Below are 25,649 nucleotides of genomic sequence, written 5' to 3'. Positions count from 1 at the left end.
ATTTTAAAATTCTTGTGCTTGTATTGCAGTAATAATAACTGTGTTAAAAATATCGTCAACGGTACAACCTCTACTTAAATCGTTAACGGGTTTATTTAGTCCTTGTAACATTGGCCCAATAGCCAATGCTCCAGTTTCTCTCTGAATGGCTTTATAGGTATTGTTTCCTGTATTTAAATCTGGGAAAATCAACACTGTTGCTTGTCCTGCTACTTCAGAGTTTGGCATTTTACTTTTTGCTACTCCAGCATCTACTGCTGCATCGTACTGAATTGGCCCTTCTACTTTTAAATCTGGTCGTTTGGTTTTTACAATTTCTGTAGCTGCTCTTACCTTATCTACATGCGCACCTTTACCAGATGAACCAGATGAATAAGACAACATAGCGACTCTTGGTTCGATTCCAAAATTTGCTGCTGAATCTGCAGAGGAAATAGCAATTTCTGCCAATTGTTCTGCCGTAGGATCTGGATTAATAGCACAATCTCCAAAAACAGAAACTCTATTATCCATACACATAAAGAAAACTGATGATACTACCGAAACATCAGGTTTCGTTTTAATAAATTGTAGCGCTGGTCTAATGGTATGTTGGGTAGTATTTACTGCTCCCGACACCATTCCATCTACTAAACCTTTGTGCACCATCATGGTTCCAAAATAAGATACATCCGTCATGGTATCACGAGCCATATCTAAATTCACTCCCTTATGTTTTCTAAGTTCGTAGAAAGTATTTACAAAATCTTCTAAATACTCTGAAGTAAGTGGATTGATTACTTTTATTTTATCAAAATTAATCGCAATCCCTATTTTTTCTGCTTTTATTTTTAACTCTTCAATATCTCCTAAAAGCGTAACATCCACTATATTTAAAGTGGCTAACATAGCAGCTGCTTCTAATACTCTAGCATCATTCCCTTCGGGTAAAACAACTCTTTTCTTTTGTTTTTGAGCCCTATCCACCATATTGTATTGAAACATTTTGGGAGTCATCCCTTTTACTTCAAAATTGATTAACTTATTAGTTAAATCATCAGTAGGTACATATTTGTTAAAAATTCTTAATGATGCTAAAATTTTATCGTTATTCTCTGAATAAATCTGTGCTTGAACATTTGCTACATTGGTAGCGGTTTCAAAAGTTCCTGTTTTTACAGACAAAATAGGAACAATATCAGAAAGTCCATCAATCAATCTTAAAATAGTTCCTTCTGGTTTTAAACCTCCGGTTAATACAATTCCAGCAACTTTAGGATAGTTTTTAGAGGTATTTGCCTGTAACGATCCTAAAATAATATCTGCTCTATCTCCTGGGGTTACTACCAAATAATTTTCTTCGTAATGTTGTAAGTGATTTCTTAACTGCATGGCTCCTACCCCATAAGCACCAATAGGATTGTTTAACCCTCCTTGTCCAAACATTACCTCAGCATCTAACTCTCTAACAATTTCTGCCACTGTAGGATTAGATAATTTATTTGAGAAAGGAATTGCACAAGTCACAACATTTTTTGGTACAATATCTAACAAACGTTTTTCAATTTTACCTACATTTTCTTTACTTACTTTATTAACAACAACAGAAAGTACTTCTACATCTCCATTTTTAAAAGTATCATAAATCAACTTTGTGTTTTCAATAGTGTTATCTATAGATCCTTTTGAAGCTTTACTAATAATTAAAGCAGGAATCCCTAAATTTTTAGCAATATTTACATTTAACTCAGCCTCTAAAGAAGTAGCATCTCCTTCAAAATCAGTACCTTCAACCAAAACAAAATCGTATTTAGATTCCATTTTTTTGTATTGCTTGATAATGGTATCAATCACCTCTCCTATTTTCCCTTGATTTCTTTTAGTGATAACTTCTTTACCTGTAAACACATAGGCATCGTTATAATCAATATCCAAATCAAAATGAGAAAGGATGGTTTCTATATGAAAGTCTTTTTTATTTTTCTCTACAGTAATAATTGGTTTTATATAACCTACTTTGGTTGTTTTTCCTAATAACAACCTCATTAATCCTAAAGTAACAATAGATTTTCCGCTATTTGAATGTGATGCTGCAATATAAATCGCTTTACTCATAACTTATTATTTTTATACAAAAGTAAGATAATTAAATCCTGTAAAAACTAATATAAATCATACTTTTAATTATTAAATAAATTTATTCTACATGAGGTATATTGTATTATTAAGAGGTATAAATGTTAGTGGTAAACACAAAATTTTGATGAAAGATTTTATAGCGATTCTTTTAACCCACCCTAATATTACAACTGCTAAAAGCTATATACAAAGCGGTAATTTTGTGGTAGATAGCAATTTAAAAACTAATAATGAAATAAACCTTTTGTTTACAAGTATTATTTTAAAGAACTACAATTATGATGTATCTGCATTTAGTTACTCCATTGATGAATTTAAAAATATTTTTAACAATTATCCATACGAGATAGATTACAAAACTAACTATATCAGCTTTTTATCAGAAGTGCCTAAGCTCCAAAAAATAAGTGAGTTAAAAGACAAAGAATACCCTAATGATATATTTGATGTAGTAAAAAGTGTTATTTATGTTAAATACGGTGTAAAACTTAGTGACTCTAAACTAAACAACAATTATTTTGAAAAGCAGTTACAAATAATTGCCACTACAAGAAATATAAGAACTATTGGTAAACTTGTAGAAATTGCCGAAAAAAAATAAAGGGTCTGTTTTATAAAACAGACCCTTTATTAGCAAATAATATATCTTATTTTTTATAAATCCTCTCCATAAGAAATCACTGTTCTTAACTCTATTTTAAAAACAATTATTTCATTTTGACCTATAAAACCACTACCATGATTTTGGTACGCTAAACCAGAGGGAATAATCATAAAACCTTTTCCTGTTTCTGTGTATTCTCTATACACTTCAGAGTCATCCTCATTAGAATAACCACCTCTAAAAACAGCCATTCCTATTCTCCATCCTTCAATTAAAGAATCTAAATATAAGAATCCATCACTTCTTTTACTTTCTTCATAAACTTCTCCATCTAATGAAAATACTTTATAGGCTACATTTACTAAGTCATCTCTATCAGGGCTACCTACTACATCTCTAACTACGGCATCTTCACCTCTAGGGTTACCATTTTGATCTCTTACATCCTCATTTTGTCCTTGTTCATATACATATGAGTACATTACATAATCAACATCATTATAGTTGGTAGACAAAGCTTGCAGGTTAGCATCGTTTATCAAAGCTGTTTGGTTTGCATCTATCTCTTTAATTTCTTTATCAACATCATCAAAATAATGCGTTGCCAAATACTCATCCACAATAGGTTTTTCTGTTACATACTGTGCCGCATGGTCAAATGTTTCTATTGTATCAGGAGTACAACTGAATATAATTGATGCCACTAGGGCTAAACATATTTTTTTAAAATTCATTATTGAACGTTTTAGAACTCGCAATTTACAATTTTCATATCTTAGCAGAAAGAAACAAACAAAAATAACGCATGCGAATTGACAAATATTTATGGACCATTAGAATGTTTAAGACTCGATCTTTAGCAACTGAGGCATGTAAAAAAGGTCATATTAAGATTAACAATGTTAATGCCAAACCTTCTAAAGAGGTGTATATTGGTGAAAAATTAATTGTTCGCAAAAACCAAATCAATTATCAGTTAGAAGTTTTAGATATTCCACTTAACAGAGTTGGGGCTAAATTGGTAGATTTATACAGAAAAGACACCACTCCAAAAGAAGCTTTTGATCATTTAGATCTTTTAAAATACTCTAAAGATTATTACCGCCAAAAAGGTGCTGGTAGACCTAGTAAAAAAGATCGAAGAGATATAGATGAATACCAAGAAAACAATAACTTTGAATCAGAAAATTAAATTCATTATTACATGAACAAGTCTATTATTTTAAATCATCTAGAAATTACTCAAAAAACAAGAAGAATTGCTTTTCAAATTTTAGAAAGTCACTGTGATGTTGATGAAATTATCTTGGCTGGGATTAATGGGAATGGATTTGTTTTTGCACAACACATTAAAAACCATTTAGAACAAATTTCTGAATTAAATATTACTTTGTGCGAAGTTATTTTAGATAAAAAAGATCTTTTAGCTCCCATAACAACAAGTATCTCTAAAGAAGAATACACCAATAAACATGTAGTTTTAATTGATGATGTTTTAAATTCTGGTAAGACTTTAATTTATGGAGTTAAACATTTTTTAGAAGTACCTTTAGCCTCTTTTAGAACAGCTGTTTTGGTTAACCGTAATCACAAAGAATATCCTGTAAAAGCAGATTTTAAAGGAATTTCTTTATCTACTTCTTTACAAGAAACTATTAAAGTTGATTTTAGTAATGAAAAAGAGTCTGTGGCTTATTTGTGTTAATTTATAAAGCCATAGCTATTTCATCCGCAATAATTTGAACAGGCTTATTATCTACAGATACTGCAATTTTTGCTTGTAAATAATAATGACGTCTTTCAAACAAGTGTTTACCAATAAACTCTGCTAATTCTTCATCTTCAATTCTAGCAATTAAAGGTCTTTTGGCTTTTTCTGGTAACAATCTTATTACTAATGTTGGAATATTTGCGCTTAAATAAACAGAGGTAGATTTTTGATTGATGATTTCCATATTGTTTCCAAAACATGGAGTTCCACCTCCTAGAGAAAGAATAAATTCTTCATTACTATCTAATAACTCTTGTAAACAAGCTGTTTCTAATTTTCTAAAATAAATTTCACCACGCTCTGTAAAAATATCAGCAATTGTTTTTCCTTCCTTCTCTTCTATATAGTCATCTAAGTCTATTCTTTTCAAATTCAAAGAGTTACTCAATGCATTTGAAATAGCCGATTTACCACAGCCCATATACCCTAACAAAACTAATTTCATCATTTTAAACGCTAATATTAAAGAACACAAATATCAAGGAAAAAACTAGCTAAAAAAAGTTTCATGCCTAAAAAAAACTATTATATTTGCACTCTCATTGACCTGGTAGCTCAGTTGGTAGAGCATCTCCCTTTTAAGGAGAGGGTCCTGGGTTCGAGCCCCAGCCCGGTCACATAAAGCCTCCTTTTTTAGGGAGGCTTTTTTATTATATAATTGGGCGAGAAGTTTATACTGAGCGAAGTCGAAGTGAGCCCCAGCCCGGTCACATTCACTATGAAGTCTCTACAATTATAAAAGGAACCTGAGAAACCTTCTGACCGCCCTTAAATCCATCCTAACTACTTTAATATTACTAGCTCTCTACACGTCATATCCAAGTACATTGACTCTCATTCATTTTTTTAAAAAATTTAACATCAAGTAGTCTACTTACTATTAATCGTTTAATAGATATTTATACATTTCAGCTCCCGCTGAGATAAATCCACCAGTACCATATACTTCTGTATAATTTGCAAATGCTTCACCTGGAGCAGCACCTACTCCTTGAACATAACCGACCAAACCATCTTCTCGTACACAGCTAGTTAATGCTTTCCATCCTTTACGAATAATAGGATCATAGGTTTTTTTATCTAAAATCCCCATATTAACACCTCTAGCCAGTCCAAAAACAAAAAAATTAGAACCACTTACATCTTTTACAGGATAATCTTTTTCATCACCCATCATTCCCATAGACCAAGTTCCATCTGTACGTTGTGTCTTTTTTAAAGCCTCTGCCATTTGTTGAAATAAGGTTATATAAAATTCTCGCCCCTCCCAATTTTCAGGTAAATGTGGTAGCATATAGGTCAATCCCCCAAAAACCCATCCGTTTCCTCTTGACCAATATTCATTTGCTCCATTTTTTTCTCTATTTTTTATACGTGCTTTATCCCTATAAAAAAGTTGATCTTTAGCATTCCATAAATGTTTATAAGTCAAACGGTATTGTTTATCCATATAAGATAAATATTTTAGATTTCCAGTTAAATCTCCTAAAGAAGCCCATACTGGAGGAGACATAAACAAAGCATCTGCCCAAGTCCAATAGGATTTTTCTTTTTCTGAAGTTTCCAAAATTTTATCAAAGCCTTTTAATAAAGGTTGAATTATCATACTATCTTTTTCTTGTTGAAATAATTGAATATAAGCATATCCAACAGTGTGATTATCGGCATTAAAAACAGACCTATGATCATCTAACCTCCATCCATTTCTATATCCTATATTTAGCAACCATGAATCATAGACACTATCTTTAGCTATAGTATTCCATTCTAAAATTCCTGAATACAAAACACCACAATTCCATACCACATCTTTGTAACGTTTACGGTGATGAAAATGTTTTAAATTTTGGGTTGGTAAGGCTCGATACTTTCCCATTTCATCAAATGTTTCAATTTGCCAATCTGTTACCTTTTTTGTTATAGTATATACACTTTTAAGAGTGATTTTTTCTTTTTGAGCATAACTTTTTTGAATTATAATTACTATAATTAAAAAGAATAATTTACTTTTCTTTATACTTAAACTCATTTGTTATATTTATATATTAACCAATATCTTCTTTTAAACTGTACAATTTAAACACCTGCTTTTTCTTCAAAATTATTTCCTTTTAAAGCAAAATTATTAGACAATAGCCTCTGCTTAATTCGGTTCTGCTAGTTAAAAAAGCCTACTAGTAAACACACTACTTAGCAGGCTTTTATTTGATTAATCGAAAAACTAGGTTTTCATATTTTTTATAATTAAGGTCTTAACTCAATAGGTAGGATTACTAAATTATCAAAATAAAATTCCTGTGTTGACGACAGCCCATTGGGATTATCAATATCCCTAACCTGAATATCAAATCTATCTGAAGTTGGTGACACGCTAAAATCAATTACATTTTCTACTGTTACAAATTCATCTCTAGCAACAGTACCCGGAGACAAATCCCAAAATGCATTAACATTTGGTCCTTTAAACCACATATTTATACCAGACATCGTATTTCCTGCAACCATAAAAACATCCATACGCATTTTATACCTTCCAGCTGGCAAATCCAAATTTTTGAATTTTGTGAATTGTATAGTTCTACCCCCTGTTATACCAGTACTCGGAGAAATATATCTCATAGAAGCATCTCCATCAGATACTTGATAATTATCAGCCGTAGCCATTCCTCTAGTAAAATAAAAGTTTTCAGTTGCATTTCCATCTCCATCATGAGAGTTGGTTGGTTTTCCTACCCAACAACCGTTACAATATGCACCCCAAACGTTTGATGAACCATCTTCAATACTAGCATACGATTCTAGTGCTGGTACAAATAAATTGAAACCTTCATCCATACTTACTTCAATAGGTCCAAAAGCTAATAAATCTCTTGTATCTACCGATTTAATGCCACTTCCTGCATATGATACCGTAACAACATCCGAATTATATATTGGCTCTGCCAACTTTAAATCTATTTTAGTTGCATCATCTGCGTTTATCTTTGCTGATGTTACTGCAATATCTTTGTCAAATCCATTATCTGCATTTTTAACATTAACTGTAAAACTAGATTCCTCTCCTGTAAATGGCACTAATTCCCCTGTAACACCAAAAGTAATAACTTCATCAGGGCTTTCTAACATACCTCCATCTGCATTATAAACAAAAGGTTGAGATGATGGAACCACATTTATTTTTAAAGGTATAATCTTAGAGCCTCTTCCTACTGGGAAGTCTCCCCCTCTACTAGAGGTAAAAGTACCTGCCGTAAAAGTACCCAACGAAAAATATCCTGCTGAGACTATAGAATCTGTAGTAGTAGAAGTTTTCGCTCTAGTAAGAGACCAATTTCTTCCAGTTGGCCTATCTTCTGTTGTTAAATCAATATAAGTTAAAGCATCTCCTGCTTCAACATTTATAACAGGCCATGTATCTTCGTCTTTTCTTGAAACTTCATCAGTAGCCGTAACATTTATAATTTCATCTCCATTTTTATCTAAAACCTTGAAAGCTGGCAATAAATCTCCAAAAACATCTATTTCCCAAGTTTTCTCTATAACCCAAACATCATTTTCTTTGAATGCAGGAATAACAACTGCTCCTTTATAACTAATGGAGTCTTTAAATGTATTCCTTAGTGTTACTTTATTAATTCCTTGATTTAAAAATAACACATGCGCATCTTTGTCTATAGATACGGTTCCTAGATTTTTATTTATAAAAAGTGGTAGAGAATCATTATTTTTATAACCACTATATAAAAAATGATTTCCCTCTTCTATAATAAATTGATGAGTTAATGCACCTTGAGATAAATCTCTAAAAGAAATATCTTCTCCTTTTACTATTACATAATCATCTGAAGGTCGAACATTAGTAACCCAAGTAGCATCTTGAAAACTTGGAGGCAATGCATCACTCTCATCATCATAGCTATAAACAAAAATTAAAGTAAAAACTATTATTAAATATCTTAAATTTTTCATTTTAGTTATCATTTAAATTAATATTTGAGTTTCTCATTATTTCACCTAATGGTATAGGTAAATAATCATGAAGTTCAGGATTATAATTGGCTGCTTTTTCATCATATTCATAATCTATGATACTTAATCCAGAAGCAGTTCCAGGATCTTCAGTAATAGATGAATTAAATTTAGTTACAGGATTTCCTTCCAAATCTTTTATTGTAACAGTTTTAGCATAAAAGGTTTTATTTGATAGGTTTTGAAAATTTACTCCTAACATGCCCCACCTTCTTAAATCAATCCAACGTGTTTGATGCCCTTCTAAAGACATTTCTAAAGGTTTTTCTACAAACATAAGATGCTCCATAAGAGACTGTTCGTTATAATTTTCCAAATCAAATGATGAGTTTGACCATTTAGGATTTTCAGGACCAAGTAATTCTAAAGCCCACCTATGTCTTACTGCATTAATAAGTTCTAAAGCACCGTCTATATCTCCTGTTTTAATAAAACACTCAGCCTGCATAAGATAGACATCGGCTAATCTGTTTAATATAATATTTTTACCAGAAGCCCTAGCCCCCCTAGGGTCTGAACTTACTTCTTCTGGACTTAAATCATGATTAGTATATTTTTTATAGACACCAAAACCCCATCCATTGGTACTTATTCTAATTTGTAAGCCAGTTACTTGGTCAGAAAATAAAGACACATCATCATCAACAATTCCGACCATAGCAGAAGTTCTTAAAGATACAGGACGTAAAGAACGTCCAGTAGGAGAGTCTGGATCATCAACATAATTTCTATCATCTAAAGTATCTAGGTTCTCACTTTTATAAGCATTAATAATCCATGCAGGTAATAAAGGTCCTTTGTTGCTTGGAACTGCCCATGCTAATTGATTGGATAAACCATATGGCTCCCAAACACCTATATCTGTTCTAAAGTCTTTTGTATAATTTAATTCCAAAATAGATTCATCATTATGCTCTCCTGCTTCAGTGAATAACAAACTCATATCCTCTACTAGTTTATACCCATAATCTGCAGTTATATCGTTTATAATATCATCAAAATAAATTATAGCTGTATCATAATTCTTTTCATATAGATAACTAGTACCTAAAATAACAGCAGCAGCTCCTTTAGTAATGCGACCATCATTTTGAGTAGGATTTTCATATTGCGCAGGTAAATTTGAATATGCATATTCCAAATCTTGTCTAAAGAACTTAATAACATCTTCTGATGGAGATAATGGTTTATTGAAATCCTCTGGATTAACTGGAACTTCATCTCTAATAATTATACTTCCTTTATTATAAGCGGAATGCAGATAAAAATGCATAAGTCCTCTAATAAACCTAGCTTGTCCCATTTGTAATAACCATAATTCTTTTTCTTCTTCAGAGGTAGTTTCCTCTATATTTTCAAGTGCCCTTATTACTTGATTTGCTCTAAATATTGCTGTATATGCGGCATTCCATTTATTCTGGACATACCCATCACTGTTTGTATAGTTTAACTCATAAAAATTGCGTAAATTTTCATCTGATCCAATAGGCCTTCCATATCCTGGCCATCCCATATCAGACCTAAGTCCTTCTTGAATAATTGCATAAATATCTTCATCTAAAAGCGCATTGTAAGCTGCTACCAAACCTGTATTTGTATCTTTTAAATTTTTCCAAAACGTTCCTGAGGAAATTTCGTTAGGATTTTTTTCTGAAAGATATTCATCATTACAAGACACCAAGTGCCAAAACATAAAAATGAATATTAAATATTTTGTGTTTTTCATATTTTTTTCTTTTTAAAAGTTTAAATTAAGACCAACTAAGTATAATGATGTAATTGGGTAATTCCCTTTATCTAATCCTCTACTTGTTATTCTCCCACCTACTTCTGGATTAAACCCAGAATAATTTGTAAAAGTAAGTGGGTTTTGTGCAGACGCGTACAATCTTAACTTACTAAACCCCAAGCTTTCTGTAACTTTTTTAGAAAAACTATAACCTAGAGTCACTTGTTTTAATCGTAAATAATCTCCATCTTCTAACCATAAATCAGTATACCCTTTATAATTTGCGTGATTATTAACTTGTCCTCTATATGCTGGAATATTTGAGGTTGGATTCGCTTCGGACCATTGATATACTAAGTCCTCATGTCTACCAAAACCAAAAGCAGTTGCTTTTGAACCATTCATAATTTCATGTCCTAATGCGGCATACCAGTTCATCGACACATCAAATCCTCTGTAGCTTGCATTAATATTATAACCTATTTCGTATTCTGGTAACCCACTTCCGCTATAAACTCTATCGGCATCTGTAATATTTCCACTTAAATCTGTATCAACATACTTTAAGTCTCCTAATCTAGCACTTGGATCAATTTTCTGGTATTCAATTAATTCTTCTTGCGTATTAACTACACCATCTGTTGGATATAAGAAAAAAGCACCAGCTTCATACCCTTCAGCTAAAGTAGTTACTTGGGAAGCCCCTCTTGCACCCTGAATTAATCCTGAATCATTGGTGTAGGCAAACCCTCCTAACCCATTGATTCTTGTTACTTTATTTTTATTTGTAGTAAAGGTTCCATTCATTTTCAACCTCAACTTTCCTATATTAGTTTTGTAACCTGCCGTTAACTCAAGTCCTTTATTTGTCATGTTTCCTACGTTAAGGATAACCTGAGCATTACCTCCACCACCTGCAGAACCAGGCGTAACAATTGGAAACAACATATCTTTATTTGTCTTGTCGTAATATTCTGCACTTAAGGTGAACTTGTTTTTAAAAAAACCTAAATCTAAACCAAAATTTGTTTGAATAGACGTCTCCCACTTAATCGCTTCATTGGCAAAAGCTGTTTGAATAGCCCCGTTTGTAAAAGAGTCTGATCCGAAAACATAATCAATATTAGGTGTAATAGAAGCATCAAACGCATAATCACCAAAACTCTCATTCCCTACTTCTCCGTAAGACACCCTAAATTTAGCGTTATTGACTGTTCTTTTAAATGGCTTCCAAAAATTCTCATCAGATACATTCCAAGCAAACGCTGTAGAAGGAAATAAATTAGATCGATATTCTTCAGAAAATCTAGATGAAGCATCGCGTCTTATACTAGAACTTAATAAATATCTCCCTTTATACCCATACTGTAATCTTCCTATGACACCTTGAATTTTATGACGGGTATCTCTACCAGAGCTTACTTCCGGGCTTATACTCGTACCATTTAAAACTTTAATGCTGTTGTCTAGAACTCCTAATCTACTTGCCCTATACTGTTCCGCTATATAATCTTCAAAAGTTGCACCTCCTGTTAGTGTAAAATTATGATCGTTTTTTATATTAAACTTATAAGTTGCAAAAAGGTCTAAACTTCTATTATATCGTCTTAGAGAAGCGTTTGAAACTCCACTACTGGCATTTGGACTTAAATCATTATCAAATACATCGATTACTTCCCTGTATGGGTTAAATGTGTGCCTGTATTCGTTTATTGTAGATATACCGTATCTTAATGATAATTTTAATTTTTTGGTCCAATTATAATTTAAATTTAAATTAGTTTGATTTTTAACTACGTCTTTAGTACTTTCATTTTCAAAGCTTTCTAATACCCATCCTGTAATTACACCATCCAATCCCCCTTCTGACACAATAACTTCGTCAGGAGCTATAGTAGTTAAATCTTGCCTTAATGGAGAATATTTAATTATTTGTGTTGTTAATCCTCCAGGAGCATAATTTGTATTTTCGTTAGCTATTGAAACACTTGCCCTAATATCCCATTTATCATGCTTATATGTTGTATTGGCTCTTATATTAAACCGTTCAAAATTGGAATTAACCAAAGTCCCTTCCGTTTTATATAAACCAGTGGTTACACTATATGTTATATCTTTTGTTCCTCCTGATATATTTACAGAATGATTCTGTGTGGGTTGGTTATCTATTACAATACGCTTAAAAAGATTAGTATCTAACTGTAATTTGTTTGGACTTAAACCAATAATATCTATTTCATCATCTTGCAACCCTAGGCTTGATGAATTTCTATTTTGAACTAATTCAAAATAGGTTTGTTGGTTAGCATTCATCAATCGCGTTGGCGTACCGCTAAGGTGTTGAATACCGTAGCTAGAATTAGCTCTTACCGATAAAGAACCTTTTTCTCCTTGCTTAGTTGTAATCAATATAACCCCCGCTGCACCACGAGTTCCATAAATTGCCGTTGAGGCTGCATCTTTTAAAACATCTATAGATTGTATTTCGTTTGGGCTTATACCAGGATCCCCATCCTGTATTAAACCATCAACAATGTAAAGGGGCGTATTACTCCCTGAAACTGTAGTTATACCACGAATTAGAATTTCAGATTCAGCTCCTGGTTGTCCAGAACTAGCGATGACATTAACACCTGCCATTTGCCCCTGCAACGCCGTTCCTAAATCTGATGTAACAACTTGCTCTATATCTTCAGATTTCAAGCTAGAAACCGCCCCTGTTACTTCTTTCTTTTTCACGGTTCCATATCCTATAACAACCACTTTATCTAAATCTTCTATACTAGAAGTCATTTCCAAATTTATAGTAGATTTACTAACTACGACATCCTTTTCTTCCATACCTAAATATCGAAATTGTAGGACATCACCTGTTTTAGCTTGAATTGTATATATTCCATCAAAATCTGTAAGAACACCTGCGGTAGTACCTTTTTTAAGAACAGTAACTCCAGGAATAGGCATTCCATCTTCGGCACTTGTTACAGTTCCTGTTACAGTTAAATCTTGAGCACGCACCTCCATAGCACTACTGAGGATGATAAAAAATAGCATCAGTAAAAAATTACCTAACAACTTTTTTCTCGTTAATAGTTTGTTCATTTTCATTAATTTTAAATTAGTTTGTTGTTTAACTAACCTCCTTTTCGTTGTCAAGAAAATCAGTTTTTTTATTTAGTGTATTGCTTTTGTTTTTACAGATACGTTATCCTGAGTCTTTAATAAGTATGTTTTTCATTATTTTATCGTGTTTTTATTAGTTAAAATGTAAATTTAAAACTAACCATACATTTGACTTGTCTAATAATTTATAAAGCGTACCTAGTAGTAAATCCTTAGATATCTACTACCCTAAACAAAATACTTCATCGCTGGAAAACTCCTGTAATTTGGCTTATTCTTAAATTACGTTATAGTTATTTCCTATATAATACTTTCTCTAAAAATGACTTATGCTTTAAATTGTTGTATACCTTGTTAAGATTCAATTCTTATTATTTTATTAATTCACCATTTAAATAAAATACACCAAGTCAGAGTTTGAAAAAAAGAATATCCAATAACGATACCTCATCCTATTACCTAAATTCAGGGTTTAATTTTCTCTACGTTAGCTAGGGAGATATCAACAAATTAAGACTTCTCTAAATTTGTGATTTTTAGTGATTTTAGATTTTATAAGTAATCGACACTCCTGCTAATCCCCCCCATATTTTCTTTTACCATTAAAAATGTTTGGCTTAAAAAGAAGTTTTTAATTCAATCTAAAATGTATTATTTATTTAGTATCTGATATTTTTCTAACTTAATAACTATATCACCTGGTAGTTCAGTAACCTTCCAAATCCTTTAGAAAGAATAGTAAATTATTCTAGTACACATCAAATAAACCTATAGACACATCAAATAATCGAAATTAGCTGAAATTTGAAATGATTGGGTCTATCAAATAACTTTTATCGAGATATCAAATACCCACAAAAATTTAAAACTAATCCAAAAACATAAAAATTAGAATGAAACACTTGAAGTACGGAAAAACATATCTATTAACAATTCTGACATTGTTTTCTTTTATATGGGTAAATACAATTTATAGTCAACAGCATAATAATAGAACCGATCAAATTATTAACGAGGGTTGGTTTTTTCAAAAAGGAGATATTTCAGACGCTGAAAAAGAAAACTTTAATCATTCCGAATGGGAACTGCTAAACCTTCCTCATAACTGGGGTTGGGAAACCGCTGAAAAAGGCGACAAAAAATATTACCGAGGTCCAGGTTGGTATAGAAAAAAACTACATATTGAACCCAAAACCGGGAGACGCTATTTTCTTCGTTTTGAAGCTGTAGGCTACAAAGCCGAAGTTTACTTAAACGGAAAAAACATTGGAAACCACATGGGGGGTTTTGGTGCGTTTTGTTTTGAAATAACCGAACATCTAAATGCAAAAAAAGAAAATATACTTGCTGTAAAAGCTTCTAACGAATTTGATAATAGTATTGCACCATTAGGTGGGGATTTTAATATTTATGGAGGTATTTATCGTTCTGTGCATCTTATTGAAACCGCTGATATTTGTTTCAACCTAACCGATCATGCGAGTTCAGGTATAAAATGGCTTCAAACAGATGTTTCAGAAGAAAAGGCTGTTTTAGATATTACAGCTTGGATATCTAACAGTACAGATAAAGGTCTAAAATTCAATCATTTTCCTAAAGAGCTAAATGAAACACTTCCCGATGGTTTGTTTGATTTGGAAGCAAACATATATGATGATAAAGGAAATTTAGTAGTATCTAAAACCCATCAAATAAACCTATCCCCTAATCTAACCATTCCTTTTAAGCTTCAATTACACATAAAAAACCCACACTTATGGCAGGGAACTATTGACCCTTATTTATATAAAGGTGTCATCTCTCTTAAATCCAAAGGAAAAACAATTGATAAAATCTCGCAAAATATAGGTTTAAGATCATTTAATATTGACCCAGATAAAGGTTTTTTTCTTAACGGAAAACCATATCGCTTAAAAGGTGTATCTAAACATCAAGATAGAAAAAATAAAGGTTGGGCAGTTTCTAATAAAGATTTAGAAGAGGATATTGCATTAATTACCGAAATGGGTGCAAATGCCTTACGATGTGCCCACTATCAGCATAGTGATTATTTGATGGATTTATGTGATAAAGCAGGTTTACTTGTATGGTCTGAAATTCCGCAAGTAGGAAGTATAAAAGAACATGATGACTTCGTGACCAACTCTAGAAATCAATTATTGGATATGATCCGCCAACAAATAAATCACCCTAGTGTTTTTGCTTGGGGCTTGTTTAATGAGGTTCATGTTAGCAGGAATGATCCGCATCGAGATTTTGTAGATTTAGAAAACTTAGCATCTGTTGAAGATCCTACAAGACCAACAGTTGCAGCAACCAGTCATTATGCCTCTCCACAAATGAACCGAATTCCAGATATTTTAGGTTGGAACCGCTATCCTGGATGGTATGACTCTATTGAAAATTTATATAATCCAACACAGTGGGACAAATATCAACCCACTAGCCAACATGGTGGATTTTGCTTTAGCGAATATGGTGCAGGTGCAAATATAGAACACCACGAGCAAAACCCAAACCAACCCGTTCCAAGAGATTTTTGGCATCCTGAAGAATGGCAAAGTATAGTTCATGAGGCCTCATGGGCTCGTTACAGTCAAACACCTTATATATGGGGATCTTTTGTTTGGAACATGTTCGATTTTAGCGCTGCTAAACGCAGGGAAGGCGGTCAAGAAGGAATCAACGACAAAGGGCTAGTTACTTTCGATAGAAAAATTAAAAAAGATGCTTTTTTCTTTTATAAAGCGAATTGGTCTAAGCAACCTGTTCTGCACATTACGAGTAAACGTCATACTATTAGAACTAGTGCCAAAACTCCCGTAAAAATATACTGCAATATTTCTGATGCCGTAAAATTAAAAGTAAACGGAAAAACCATAAGCACAGCTAAAACAAATGACTTTAAAACTGTAATATGGGAAGACATTACCCTTAAAAAGGGTAAAAACAGGATTGAAGTCTCGGTTAAAAAGAACGGAAAAACTATAAAAGACCAGACAATTTGGACTTTTGATCCTAATGCAAAATCCCTTAAGCCTGAAATTGGTATTAAAGATCGTATAAAGGGAGATGGTGGTTTTGGACAGTAATCAAGTTTTTCTAATTAACAATAAATATCTATAAATTAAATTTAAAAACTATACGAAATGAAAGTTAAAAAAAATAGTATTTATCTCTTGCTCATTGCATTAGGACTAGCAACGAGTTCCTGTAAAGAAGATAACCATAGTAATACTAGTATATCTCTTAAAAAGTTTACCGATAAAATGGTTTTTAAAAATAAGGGAACTGTTTCTAAAGATATGAAGTTTGAAAGGATAGCCATTAACGGTTATTATACAGAATCAAATGAGTTCTATAGACGTTTCGATGGTCCTGAGTATTTATTCGAAATTAAGGACACATTAAAAGTTGAAACACCATCAGGAATGCGTTCAGCTATTCCTTTAGGTGGTTTTGGAGCAGGCTCTGTGGAGTTAAGAGCAGATGGAAGTTTTCAGGATTGGGATATTTTTAACAATTCACCAGCAACAGGAAATAGAAAAACCCAACTTAACAATGCTTTTATGGGGTTATGGGTTAAAGAAAAAAATAAAGAGGTGGTAGCGACTACGCTCCGCACCCACCCACCAAAAGGGTTACCTGCTATTGATCAAATTGAGTATTCAGGATCTTTTCCAGTTTCTAAATTAACTTTAACGGACTCAAAACTTCCTGTAGAAGCTAAATTATACGCCTATTCTGAATATAAGATAAGAGATCCAAAAGCATCGGCTACGCCCTGTGCACTTTTTAGTATTGAGCTTCACAATCCTAACGAAACATCAGCGCAAACATCTTTTCTATTCAATCTTCCAAACCATATTAAAGGTAATTTTAAAGTAGAAAACGGTTTAGTGTTAACAAAAGACGGTACAGAACCCGCAAGTGGAAATATGACCTTAGCAGCTAATGGCGCAGACAAAGTCACTTATGCAGTAGCTGATGATTTAAATGTATTATGGAATACCTTTAATGAAAATGGTGCTTTTAATACCCCTGATAAAACTTCTGGTGCGTATGGTGCTTTAAGTGCTCAAGCTAATTTAAAACCCGGTGAAACACGCACCATAACTATAGCATTAGGTTGGTATTTTCCTAATCGACCAATTTCGGTAGAAATCGTAGGTAACTACTACACCGAATTATTTGACAATAGTACTGATGTTGTTAACAAAGCCCTTAATCGTTTACCAAAAACTTGGGAAAATATATTGGACTGGAATGCGATATGCTTTGACAATACATTACCCGAATGGTTACAAGACGCGATGGTAAATAGTACAGCTACGATTACTAAAACAAGTTTTTGGACTAAAGACAATAGGTTTAGACAATGGGAGTCATTTGCATGTCCAAACATCAATCCTATCCACATCGATTTTTCACGAACCTTGCCTTACGATTTATTTTTTCCAGAGTTGAAAAAAGGCATTATTAGCGCACATGGTAATGCTCAAAGAGAAAATGGATACATTCCTGAAAAATTATGGACAAGAAGGACAAAAGACAAATTAGATCATCCTAGCCCAGGAAGAGTTCTTGGAGATTGTAACCCTTCTTTTATTCTAAGTGTGTATGCAACTTACAAGTGGGATAATGACAAAGCATTTGTAGATAGCATGTGGCCACATGTAAAACGTGCTGCTTTATGGCAAATAGAACGATCGAAAAGTTTGGGATTACCAAACCGTCTTGCAGCTACCTATGACCTTTCTGGTTTTGGTAGAAAGGATCTAGTATCATATAACGCCTTTATGCACTTGGCAGCATTAAAAGCAACTATGGAATTGGGTAAAATTTATGGTGACGATGAGCTTGTGACACTTTGTAAAGACAACATCACTACAGCCCAAAAAACACTAAAAGAAAAATTTTGGACAGGCAAATATTTTCGTAATTGGTGGAACGTAAAAAAACAAAACAATGATGATTTACATGTAGATACACAATTTGCGCAAGTTTGGAGTTATATGTTAGGGCTTGGCGAACTAATGGATTCTACATTGCTAAAATCTCATTTAGCATCCGAGATTTCAGTTGGAGAAACACCTTATGGCCTTAAGGTACTTCCTCACAGTTATAAATATAAAGACCATTCAGCATCTGGCGTAAATAATACCATTTGGCAAGCAGGTAGTATCCATTGGACTATTTTAAACTTATACTTAGGTATGGAGCCTAACCAAAGCATGGAACAAGCCAAAAAAGTTATTGAACATTGGAGTACAAACATCAACGATCAATGGGACTATGCAGATCTTACATCTGCATCAACTGGTTATCCGCATACCAATTCACACTATGGTAGACAATTAATGTTATGGGGTATTCCAATGGCACTTAGTGGTCAACAATATAATGCTTCCGAAGGGGTCTTAGCTTTCTCACCTAAATTAGAACCTCCGTACAGGTTACCCTTTTTTACTGCACATGCTAGTGGTATAATAGATGCTAGTATTGGCGAACCTATTCTTTTAAAACTGACCTCTGGGGAATTAAAACTAGATAAGTTAATGGTTAATGGTCAAATACTTACAGAAAACGTATCCTTAAAGGCAGGTGAAGAACTTATATTAGATCAAGGATAGTATGTGATGTACATGTTTGAATATTAATGCCAAAACAAGACCTGAGACTTTATATAAACAGTTATCAACTGTATCATAACTATTTTTAATCTCTCAGGTTCTGTTTTGGATAAACATGAAAATATTAAGGCTATTGAATCAATATCATTGAAACTTCAGAAAACATACCAACATTTTGTATGGTTGGTAGTACCACATATCCTTGCTACAGATGGCTCTGTAATTTATGTGTTACCCAATAAACAAATCGGACGACTAGCTATGGGAATCATGGTACACTGATGGAAAAACACCTTTAATACATCATATTCATTATACGAAAAGTAACCAACTAATAACGAGTAGTTCTCTGAAAAAGCCCCCCCTAAGCCCCTTCCAAAAATTTATTAGCATATCTAGTACTAGCACAATGATAAGTCAATGACGCTTGGGTTATCTGAATAACATTATCATTCAATCTATATGAATAATATTTATATAAGACTATTAAATTTCTAAAAAATGAAAAGAATAAAACCGCTAATCAAAACACTAGCCACCTTTCCGAAAATCCTAATAGCTATTGTTTTACTATTATTAGTACATACAGCTTGTGCGCAAACCTCAAAAAAACCTAATGTTGTTTTTATTTTAATTGATGATTTTGGATGGAACGATGTTGGGTACAATGGCTCCACATTTTATGAAACTCCAAATTTGGATAAATTATCTAAAGAATTTATGCGCTTTGATCGTTGCTATACACCAAGCCCCATGTGTTCACCTACTAGAGTAAGTATCATAACAGGTAAAAATCCAGCAAGGCATGGCGTTACGCAGTGGTTACCAGGAAGAGCTGATTGGCCAGGAAAGCCAGCATCCGCACAAAAGGTTTTATGCCCTGCCCCAAAAGTTCAAGGGATTAGTAATGATGAAACCACACTTGCAGAAGCACTCCAAAGTGTTGGCTATGATACTGGTTTTTTTGGAAAATGGCACATGGGTAAGTTTAAAAAAACAGGCGGTCCTGCTGCTCATGGGTTTTCAACCCAACAAGCAGTTATTGAAGAAAATAGTTGCTCTATGTTCTACCCATTCAGAGGTCGAAAATATTTTCCTAATGCCAAAGCAGGTGATAATTTCACGGATTTATTAACGCAAAGTGCCATAGAATTCATTGATAAAAAACGTTCTGAGCCCTTCTTTCTCTATTTGTCTCATTTTGCTATGCACGCACCAATAGCATCAAAAAAAGATGAGTTGGAAAAGTTTACCGAAAAAGCTAAAAAACTTCCAAAACTTTCAGAAGAAGAGCGAAAAATTAATGATCCTTATGCGCATCAGCCATATAATAGTCGTCAAGATTCTCCAGACTATGCGGGAGAGTTAGCAACATTGGACGAAAATATTGGTAAACTTGTTAAGCATCTAAAGAATATTGGTCAATTTGAAAATACTATAATCATTATTACTGGCGATAATGGTGGTAGAACCGCTTTTTTTCATTCACCACCCACAGCCGTAATGCCTTTAAGAGGTGGAAAAACTTTTAATTTTGACGGAGGTTTACGTACACCTTTATTAATACATTGGCCAGGTGTAACCAAGTTTGGCATGCATAATGAAACAGCGGTCACAAGCACCGATTTTTACCCTACTATTTTAGAGATGGTTGGACAACCTTTGTTACCTAAACAACATCAAGACGGAGTTAGTCTTGTCCCTTTAATTAAAGGTGGTGATTTAGTCAGTCGCAAATTATATTGGCACTTTCCACATTATCAGGGCGAGGGAAGCTATCCTACAAGTGCTATGCTAGACGGTGAATATAAATTGATTGTAGATTATCATCAGGGAGATGTTCTTCTATATAATGTATTTAAAGATATCGGTGAAACTAACAATTTAGCAAAATCGATGCCTGATAAAGTCTTAGAAATGCAAAAAGACCTCTCTAAATATCTCAAAAGCACCAATGCAGTAATTCCCAAAGCCAATCCAAATTATATAAATCATTAAAAAAATCGAACTGCTAAAGCTTGAATCGTTTTTTTGATTTAAGCATAAAATTTGAACTTTAATAGATTTTGAAAAGTAATAATGAGAAAATATTGGATAATTAAATAGCAAAAATGAAAATAAATTTAAAATTTAAAACAACAGATACTGCAATAGCCATTATAACCATTTTTATGCCTCTATTGCTTTTAGCTCAAGTAAGTGGAAATAAACCTTATATTCCTATAAACAAAGGATTAGACAATAAATGGATAGAGTCTCTTTTAGAAAAAGGAGAACAGAAAATTTATAACGATGAAGAGCTTAAATACATTGCTATGCCCTGTGGTGGTATAGGTACTGGTCAAGTAGAAATAACAGGGGAAGGTAAATTAGTTTTTACAGAATCCGTTTATAACCAAATGCAACAACCTAATACTGGTCACGGACTATCGTCTGGATATAACTACATAAACCCCGTGGTTCTCGAATCTAAAGTGAATAATGCTTTTTCCATTCGTATTAAAGAAGCTTCTGGAAATTATAAAGTGCTTCGATTGAATCATCAAGACTTTGATGACATTCAATTTATTGGAGAATACCCAATGTCTCAGCTAACCTACCAGAAAAAAAATGGGAAACTTCCTATCGAAATAAAATCTGAGGTTTTTTCACCATTTGTTCCTCTTAATTTGAGAAGTTCTTCCAACCCTGTAACAGTTATTCGCTATTCCATAAAAAATACTTCTGATAAATCGGTAGAAGTGGCATTATCCGGATGGCTAAAGAACATAGAGTTTCCTATCAAGTCTAAGGTCAGCTACACTAATACTATTATGAAATCTAAAGGCGTGAAAGGTCTTTCCTTAGAGATGAATCCTAAGGATACGTCTGAATCCGTTATGAAACACCCACAATTGGGAGGATTTTCTTTATCGGTATTAGATAAAAATGCCAACGTTCTTGTTTCCAATCTTTCAAATGAAACATTTCTTCAACAATGGGAAAAAGGTGAAAAAATAAAGAACTCAAAACAATCATATACTTCAGAAACTGCTATTGGTGGTCAAGTAGTATCTCATATAAAAGTGGCTCCTAATAAAACGAAAGTAGTTACTTTTTTAGTGACTTGGTATTTTCCAAATGCTTATGAAAATGGGAAACGTTATAAACAAGCCCGAGACGAAGCTCCTGGTTGGGTAGGTCATCTTTATAATAATTGGTACACTAATGCTTTTGATGTCGCATCTTACGTGAGCGCTAATTTTAACGCGCTTTATTCGGATACCAAACATTTCCGAAACACATATCACAACACCTCTTTACCGTATTGGCTTGCCAATAGAATTACCATGCCCGTATCTACTTTGGCAGCGGGGAATATAGCTATATGGAAAAATGGAAGGCTATACGCTTATGAAGGTATCGGGTTTTGTCAAGGTACTTGCGGACATGTATATAATTTTGTAACGGCCATATCAAAACTATTTCCTGAGTTGGAACGTTCTGTGCGTTTGCTGCAAGATTTTAATGAAGATGAGCCATATTCTGGTTATAGCAAATCGGGAAGGATTAATTTTCGTGGATATGGTGCTAACGACCCCAATGCTATCCATAGTTATGCTTCCGATGCGCAAAGTGGTTATGTACTAAAAGCTTATCGTGAGCATTTAAATTCAAAAGATAATACCTTTTTAGATGCTATTTGGGATAAGGTTAAAATGGCTATTGGGTACCATATTTTTAAAGATGGTGCCGAAATAGGACTAGAGCCAAATGGTGTTCTGGAAGGTAAACAAACGTTTTGGGATCCGATGTGGTATGGGCCTAATCCGTATAATAATACGTTATATCTTGCCGCGTTAAGAGCTGCTGAAGAAATGGCAAAAGTACAAGGTGAATTTAACTTAGCAAAAAGATACCATGCTATTTTTGAAACAGGGAGTACATTTATGAATGAGCACATGTGGAACGGAGAGTATTATGTGCACTTATACCCTACAGGTTTTAAAAGTGATAATGGGATTAGAAACGGATTTAGTTCACCAGAGGTTATTGATAGTAATGCCGAAGCTTTTATAAAGGGGTTCAATAATGGCGCACCAAATTATTATATAAGTACTGGATGTGATGCCCAACAACTTTTTGGTCAAAATTGGGCACATCAACTAGGTTTGGGCTATATTCTACCTCAACAGCATTGTTTAACGGCAGCAAATAGTATTTACCAATATAACTACACGCCCGATATTGGTACTGTTTACAATTTCCAAAAACCAAAGCATAGAACCCTAGCAGCAATTGGAGAAGGTGCCATGGTAAACGGAAGTTGGCCAAAAACACCTCCAAAAAATTTTGAAAACCTGCATGACAAGGCGAATATATGGACAGGATTGGAATATGAAGCGAGCTGTGATATGATTAACGAAGGACTGGTAAAAGAGGGACTTGTTGTTATTCGCTCCATTCATGACCGATATAATGGAACAAAGCGAAATCCTTGGAATGAGATTGAAGGTTCTGACCACTACTCGAGAGCGATGCACTCATGGAATGTACTACTTTCAATAAGTGGATTTACCTATAACGGACCAAAAGGTATTATAGGATATAACCCAAAATTAACACCTGAAAATTTTAAAAGTTTCTTTTCGGCTTCAGAGGGTTGGGGTAATTATTCACAGACCAAAACCAATAATATTCAAACAGGGTCAATTCATTTAGCCTATGGAAAACTAATGCTTAATACCATTAATTTAAATGTTACTCCAGGGAAAACGGTAAAGCAACTAGATATTCATTTAAACGGTAAAAGTTTAAAAGCTTCCTTTGAACAGAAGGGTGACATAGTTAGTATCAACGTTGATCAAACTGTTCAGCTGAATAAAAATGATAAGCTTAGCATTCAATTAAAATAAAAGATGATGAAATATATTGTTATATTGTTAACATTTACCTTACTAGTGGGGTGTATTGACTCAAATGATAAGACACTACAATCAAATCGACCCATTGCAGATGATACTGAAAATTGGGATGATATAGTCGAAGAGAAAATAAAGCGTTTTGGTCACCGTAATTGGATAGTAGTAGTTGATGAAGCCTATCCACTTCAAAGTAGCCTTGGTATAACAATGCTAAGAAGTCCATTAGGTCAGATTGAAACCCTAAAAAAAGTAATGTCCATACTTAATGAGCAAAAGCATGTAAAACCTATTATTTATTTGGATAAGGAAATTGATTATGTAAATGAAAATGCAGCAAAAGGTATTACAGCATATAGAGATTCACTAATGGGCATATTTGACAAAAGTAATTTAAATAAAGTGATGCATGACGACATTATATCAATGCTAAGCAAAACTTCTGATCAATTTAATGTCTTAGTAATAAAAACTAACTTAAATATTCCTTATACCTCTGTATTCTTTCAGTTAGATTGTAAATATTGGAATGATGTAGCTGAAAAACAACTTCGTGATAAAATCTCGGAATCTATTTAGATATTATTTAACTAAATCACTCTGCACTAAAAGTATAGAGTTTTGTTTTATTGGGGACTTAAGTTCCCCTTTTTCTTTCTATTCAACTATAAAATTAGTGTTTTCTCAATTTGACTTATGATGATGCTCTAAATACTCATTCATCACTTCATCTACTATGCTATGCTCCTTGTACTCCAAGCTCCATATCCTATTGCCAAAAAATATTTACCTCAGTACATTTTTCTTAATTTTGGAATCTCTTGCTGAAGTTTACCAAGAGAAACTTAGAAATAATAACATTCAATCTTCAATGACTGAGGGTTATGATTGTTATCAAAATGCTTTAGCTGAGAGGATTAATGGAATAGTTAAACAAGAGTTACAAAAGCTAATTGAACAAACTGTAGAAATATATAACACAAAAAGACCTCACTTAAGTTTAAATTATAAAACACCTAATTTTATACACAACAAAAATGCAGAGCTTTTAAAAGCTCTGCATTAAATATTTTTTAATCGTCAACTTATTTTAGGACGACTCATTTTAATACTACTAAATAATATTATGATTTAATAAATTTTAAATCATCTAAGTAAAAGGTACCTGTTCCACCCCACTTTGGATTAGATGAAACATTTATTACTACATTTGAAGCATCTTTTTCTAATGTAATTTCTTGTTCCACATCTACCCATTCTCCTTTAGCTAGCTTTGTAAATTTAATACTCACAGTTTTGAAAGGCTTCATTGTTGCTATACTAAAACCTGTTACCTTTGAGTTTTCTTCAACAAATACCTTCGCCGTTATCTTATAGGTACCTGCAGATAATTTCATACCTACATTCTGATATTTAATACCCTTAGCACCCTCAGGGAATTGAGAACAATTAAATTTTAAACTTGACTTCCCCTCGGAAGCCTTATCATTAGAAACCGACCACACTTGCTTAGATGGTGTCCACCACCCTTTACTTCCTTTTTCAAAGCTTTCCTGAACTTCTTGAGCTGTAACTCCTGTTACACTAAAAACAATTACGGTTACTACAAATAATACTTTTTTCATTTTAATTAAATTTAGTTTATAATATTAATATTTTATAATACAAAATGTCTCGTTCAATTTTTTAGATGGCAGTTAAAACAAATTTCTTAATAGAAAATAGAGAGGATAGTAATTTA

General features: G+C 33.1%; 16 protein-coding genes, 1 tRNA gene and 1 pseudogene. 10 read left to right on the top strand and 8 right to left on the bottom strand.

Translation table 11 applies throughout. The features are described 5' to 3' along the window. Nucleotides 1-3: 3 nt before the first annotated feature. Nucleotides 4-2,094: a phosphate acetyltransferase gene (gene pta / locus AXE80_RS03000; RefSeq protein ID WP_068824415.1), complete on the bottom strand. Its 2,091-nt coding sequence runs from the start codon at nt 2,092-2,094 to the stop codon at nt 4-6. 91 nt (nt 2,095-2,185) lie between these two features. Here pta and AXE80_RS02995 point away from each other — a divergent pair, with 91 nt between their 5' ends. Beyond that, on the top strand, nt 2,186-2,719 hold the full coding sequence (locus tag AXE80_RS02995; RefSeq protein WP_068824414.1) for a DUF1697 domain-containing protein: 534 nt from the start codon (nt 2,186-2,188) through the stop codon (nt 2,717-2,719). A gap of 53 nt (nt 2,720-2,772) precedes the next feature. On the opposite strand, the gene AXE80_RS02990 is transcribed toward AXE80_RS02995, so the two are convergent. Continuing rightward, complete coding sequence (locus tag AXE80_RS02990; RefSeq protein ID WP_068824413.1) at nt 2,773-3,456, bottom strand: FKBP-type peptidyl-prolyl cis-trans isomerase; 684 nt, start codon at nt 3,454-3,456, stop codon at nt 2,773-2,775. Between the two features lie 71 nt (nt 3,457-3,527). On the opposite strand from AXE80_RS02990, the gene AXE80_RS02985 reads away from it, so the two are divergent. Further along, nucleotides 3,528-3,914 (top strand): RNA-binding S4 domain-containing protein, encoded by a 387-nt coding sequence (locus AXE80_RS02985; RefSeq protein ID WP_068824412.1) that lies wholly within the window; start codon nt 3,528-3,530, stop codon nt 3,912-3,914. 12 nt (nt 3,915-3,926) lie between these two features. Beyond that, nucleotides 3,927-4,427 (top strand): phosphoribosyltransferase family protein, encoded by a 501-nt coding sequence (locus tag AXE80_RS02980; protein ID WP_068824411.1) that lies wholly within the window; start codon nt 3,927-3,929, stop codon nt 4,425-4,427. Nucleotide 4,428: 1 nt separating this feature from the next. Here the strand turns inward: AXE80_RS02980 and AXE80_RS02975 are convergent, their stop codons facing one another. Then, entirely contained in the window at nt 4,429-4,938 is a 510-nt protein-coding gene (locus tag AXE80_RS02975; protein ID WP_068824410.1) for a shikimate kinase, read from the bottom strand. A gap of 99 nt (nt 4,939-5,037) precedes the next feature. Here AXE80_RS02975 and AXE80_RS02970 point away from each other — a divergent pair. Continuing rightward, a tRNA-Lys gene (locus AXE80_RS02970) sits at nt 5,038-5,110 on the top strand. Between the two features lie 263 nt (nt 5,111-5,373). On the opposite strand, the gene AXE80_RS02965 is transcribed toward AXE80_RS02970, so the two are convergent. The 4 genes from AXE80_RS02965 to AXE80_RS02950 form a co-directional block, all read right to left on the bottom strand. Next, complete coding sequence (locus tag AXE80_RS02965) at nt 5,374-6,522, bottom strand: glycoside hydrolase family 88/105 protein (protein ID WP_068824409.1); 1,149 nt, start codon at nt 6,520-6,522, stop codon at nt 5,374-5,376. Nucleotides 6,523-6,737: 215 nt separating this feature from the next. Next, the gene (locus AXE80_RS02960; protein ID WP_157359331.1) at nt 6,738-8,462 is read right to left on the bottom strand and encodes a hypothetical protein; all 1,725 of its coding nucleotides are present in this window, start codon (nt 8,460-8,462) and stop codon (nt 6,738-6,740) included. 1 nt (nt 8,463) lies between these two features. Further along, the gene (locus AXE80_RS02955; protein ID WP_068824407.1) at nt 8,464-10,248 is read right to left on the bottom strand and encodes a RagB/SusD family nutrient uptake outer membrane protein; all 1,785 of its coding nucleotides are present in this window, start codon (nt 10,246-10,248) and stop codon (nt 8,464-8,466) included. 12 nt (nt 10,249-10,260) lie between these two features. Next, a complete protein-coding gene (locus AXE80_RS02950; protein WP_083194703.1) occupies nt 10,261-13,353 on the bottom strand; it encodes a SusC/RagA family TonB-linked outer membrane protein in 3,093 nt (1,030 codons plus the stop codon). A gap of 914 nt (nt 13,354-14,267) precedes the next feature. Here AXE80_RS02950 and AXE80_RS02945 point away from each other — a divergent pair. The 6 genes and pseudogenes from AXE80_RS02945 to AXE80_RS02920 all read left to right on the top strand — a co-directional run. Continuing rightward, entirely contained in the window at nt 14,268-16,466 is a 2,199-nt protein-coding gene (locus AXE80_RS02945) for a glycoside hydrolase family 2 protein (RefSeq protein WP_068824405.1), read from the top strand. 57 nt (nt 16,467-16,523) lie between these two features. Then, complete coding sequence (locus tag AXE80_RS02940) at nt 16,524-19,007, top strand: GH116 family glycosyl-hydrolase (protein ID WP_068824404.1); 2,484 nt, start codon at nt 16,524-16,526, stop codon at nt 19,005-19,007. 501 nt (nt 19,008-19,508) lie between these two features. After that, entirely contained in the window at nt 19,509-21,005 is a 1,497-nt protein-coding gene (locus AXE80_RS02935; RefSeq protein WP_068824403.1) for a sulfatase, read from the top strand. A 113-nt stretch (nt 21,006-21,118) separates the two neighbouring features. Beyond that, a complete protein-coding gene (locus AXE80_RS02930) occupies nt 21,119-23,902 on the top strand; it encodes a GH116 family glycosyl hydrolase (protein ID WP_068824402.1) in 2,784 nt (927 codons plus the stop codon). Nucleotides 23,903-23,908: 6 nt separating this feature from the next. Beyond that, entirely contained in the window at nt 23,909-24,487 is a 579-nt protein-coding gene (locus AXE80_RS02925; protein WP_157359330.1) for a hypothetical protein, read from the top strand. 253 nt (nt 24,488-24,740) lie between these two features. Beyond that, nucleotides 24,741-24,974: pseudogene (locus AXE80_RS02920) on the top strand (integrase core domain-containing protein); the annotation flags it as partial. A 58-nt stretch (nt 24,975-25,032) separates the two neighbouring features. Here AXE80_RS02920 and AXE80_RS02915 read toward each other — a convergent pair. Then, entirely contained in the window at nt 25,033-25,533 is a 501-nt protein-coding gene (locus tag AXE80_RS02915) for a hypothetical protein (RefSeq protein WP_068824400.1), read from the bottom strand. Nucleotides 25,534-25,649 lie beyond the last annotated feature (116 nt).

The sequence above is a fragment of the Wenyingzhuangia fucanilytica genome, from assembly GCF_001697185.1.
Classification (GTDB): domain Bacteria; phylum Bacteroidota; class Bacteroidia; order Flavobacteriales; family Flavobacteriaceae; genus Wenyingzhuangia; species Wenyingzhuangia fucanilytica.
Note: the sequence above shows the minus strand (reverse complement) of the source record. Positions and strands in the feature narration are given on the sequence as shown.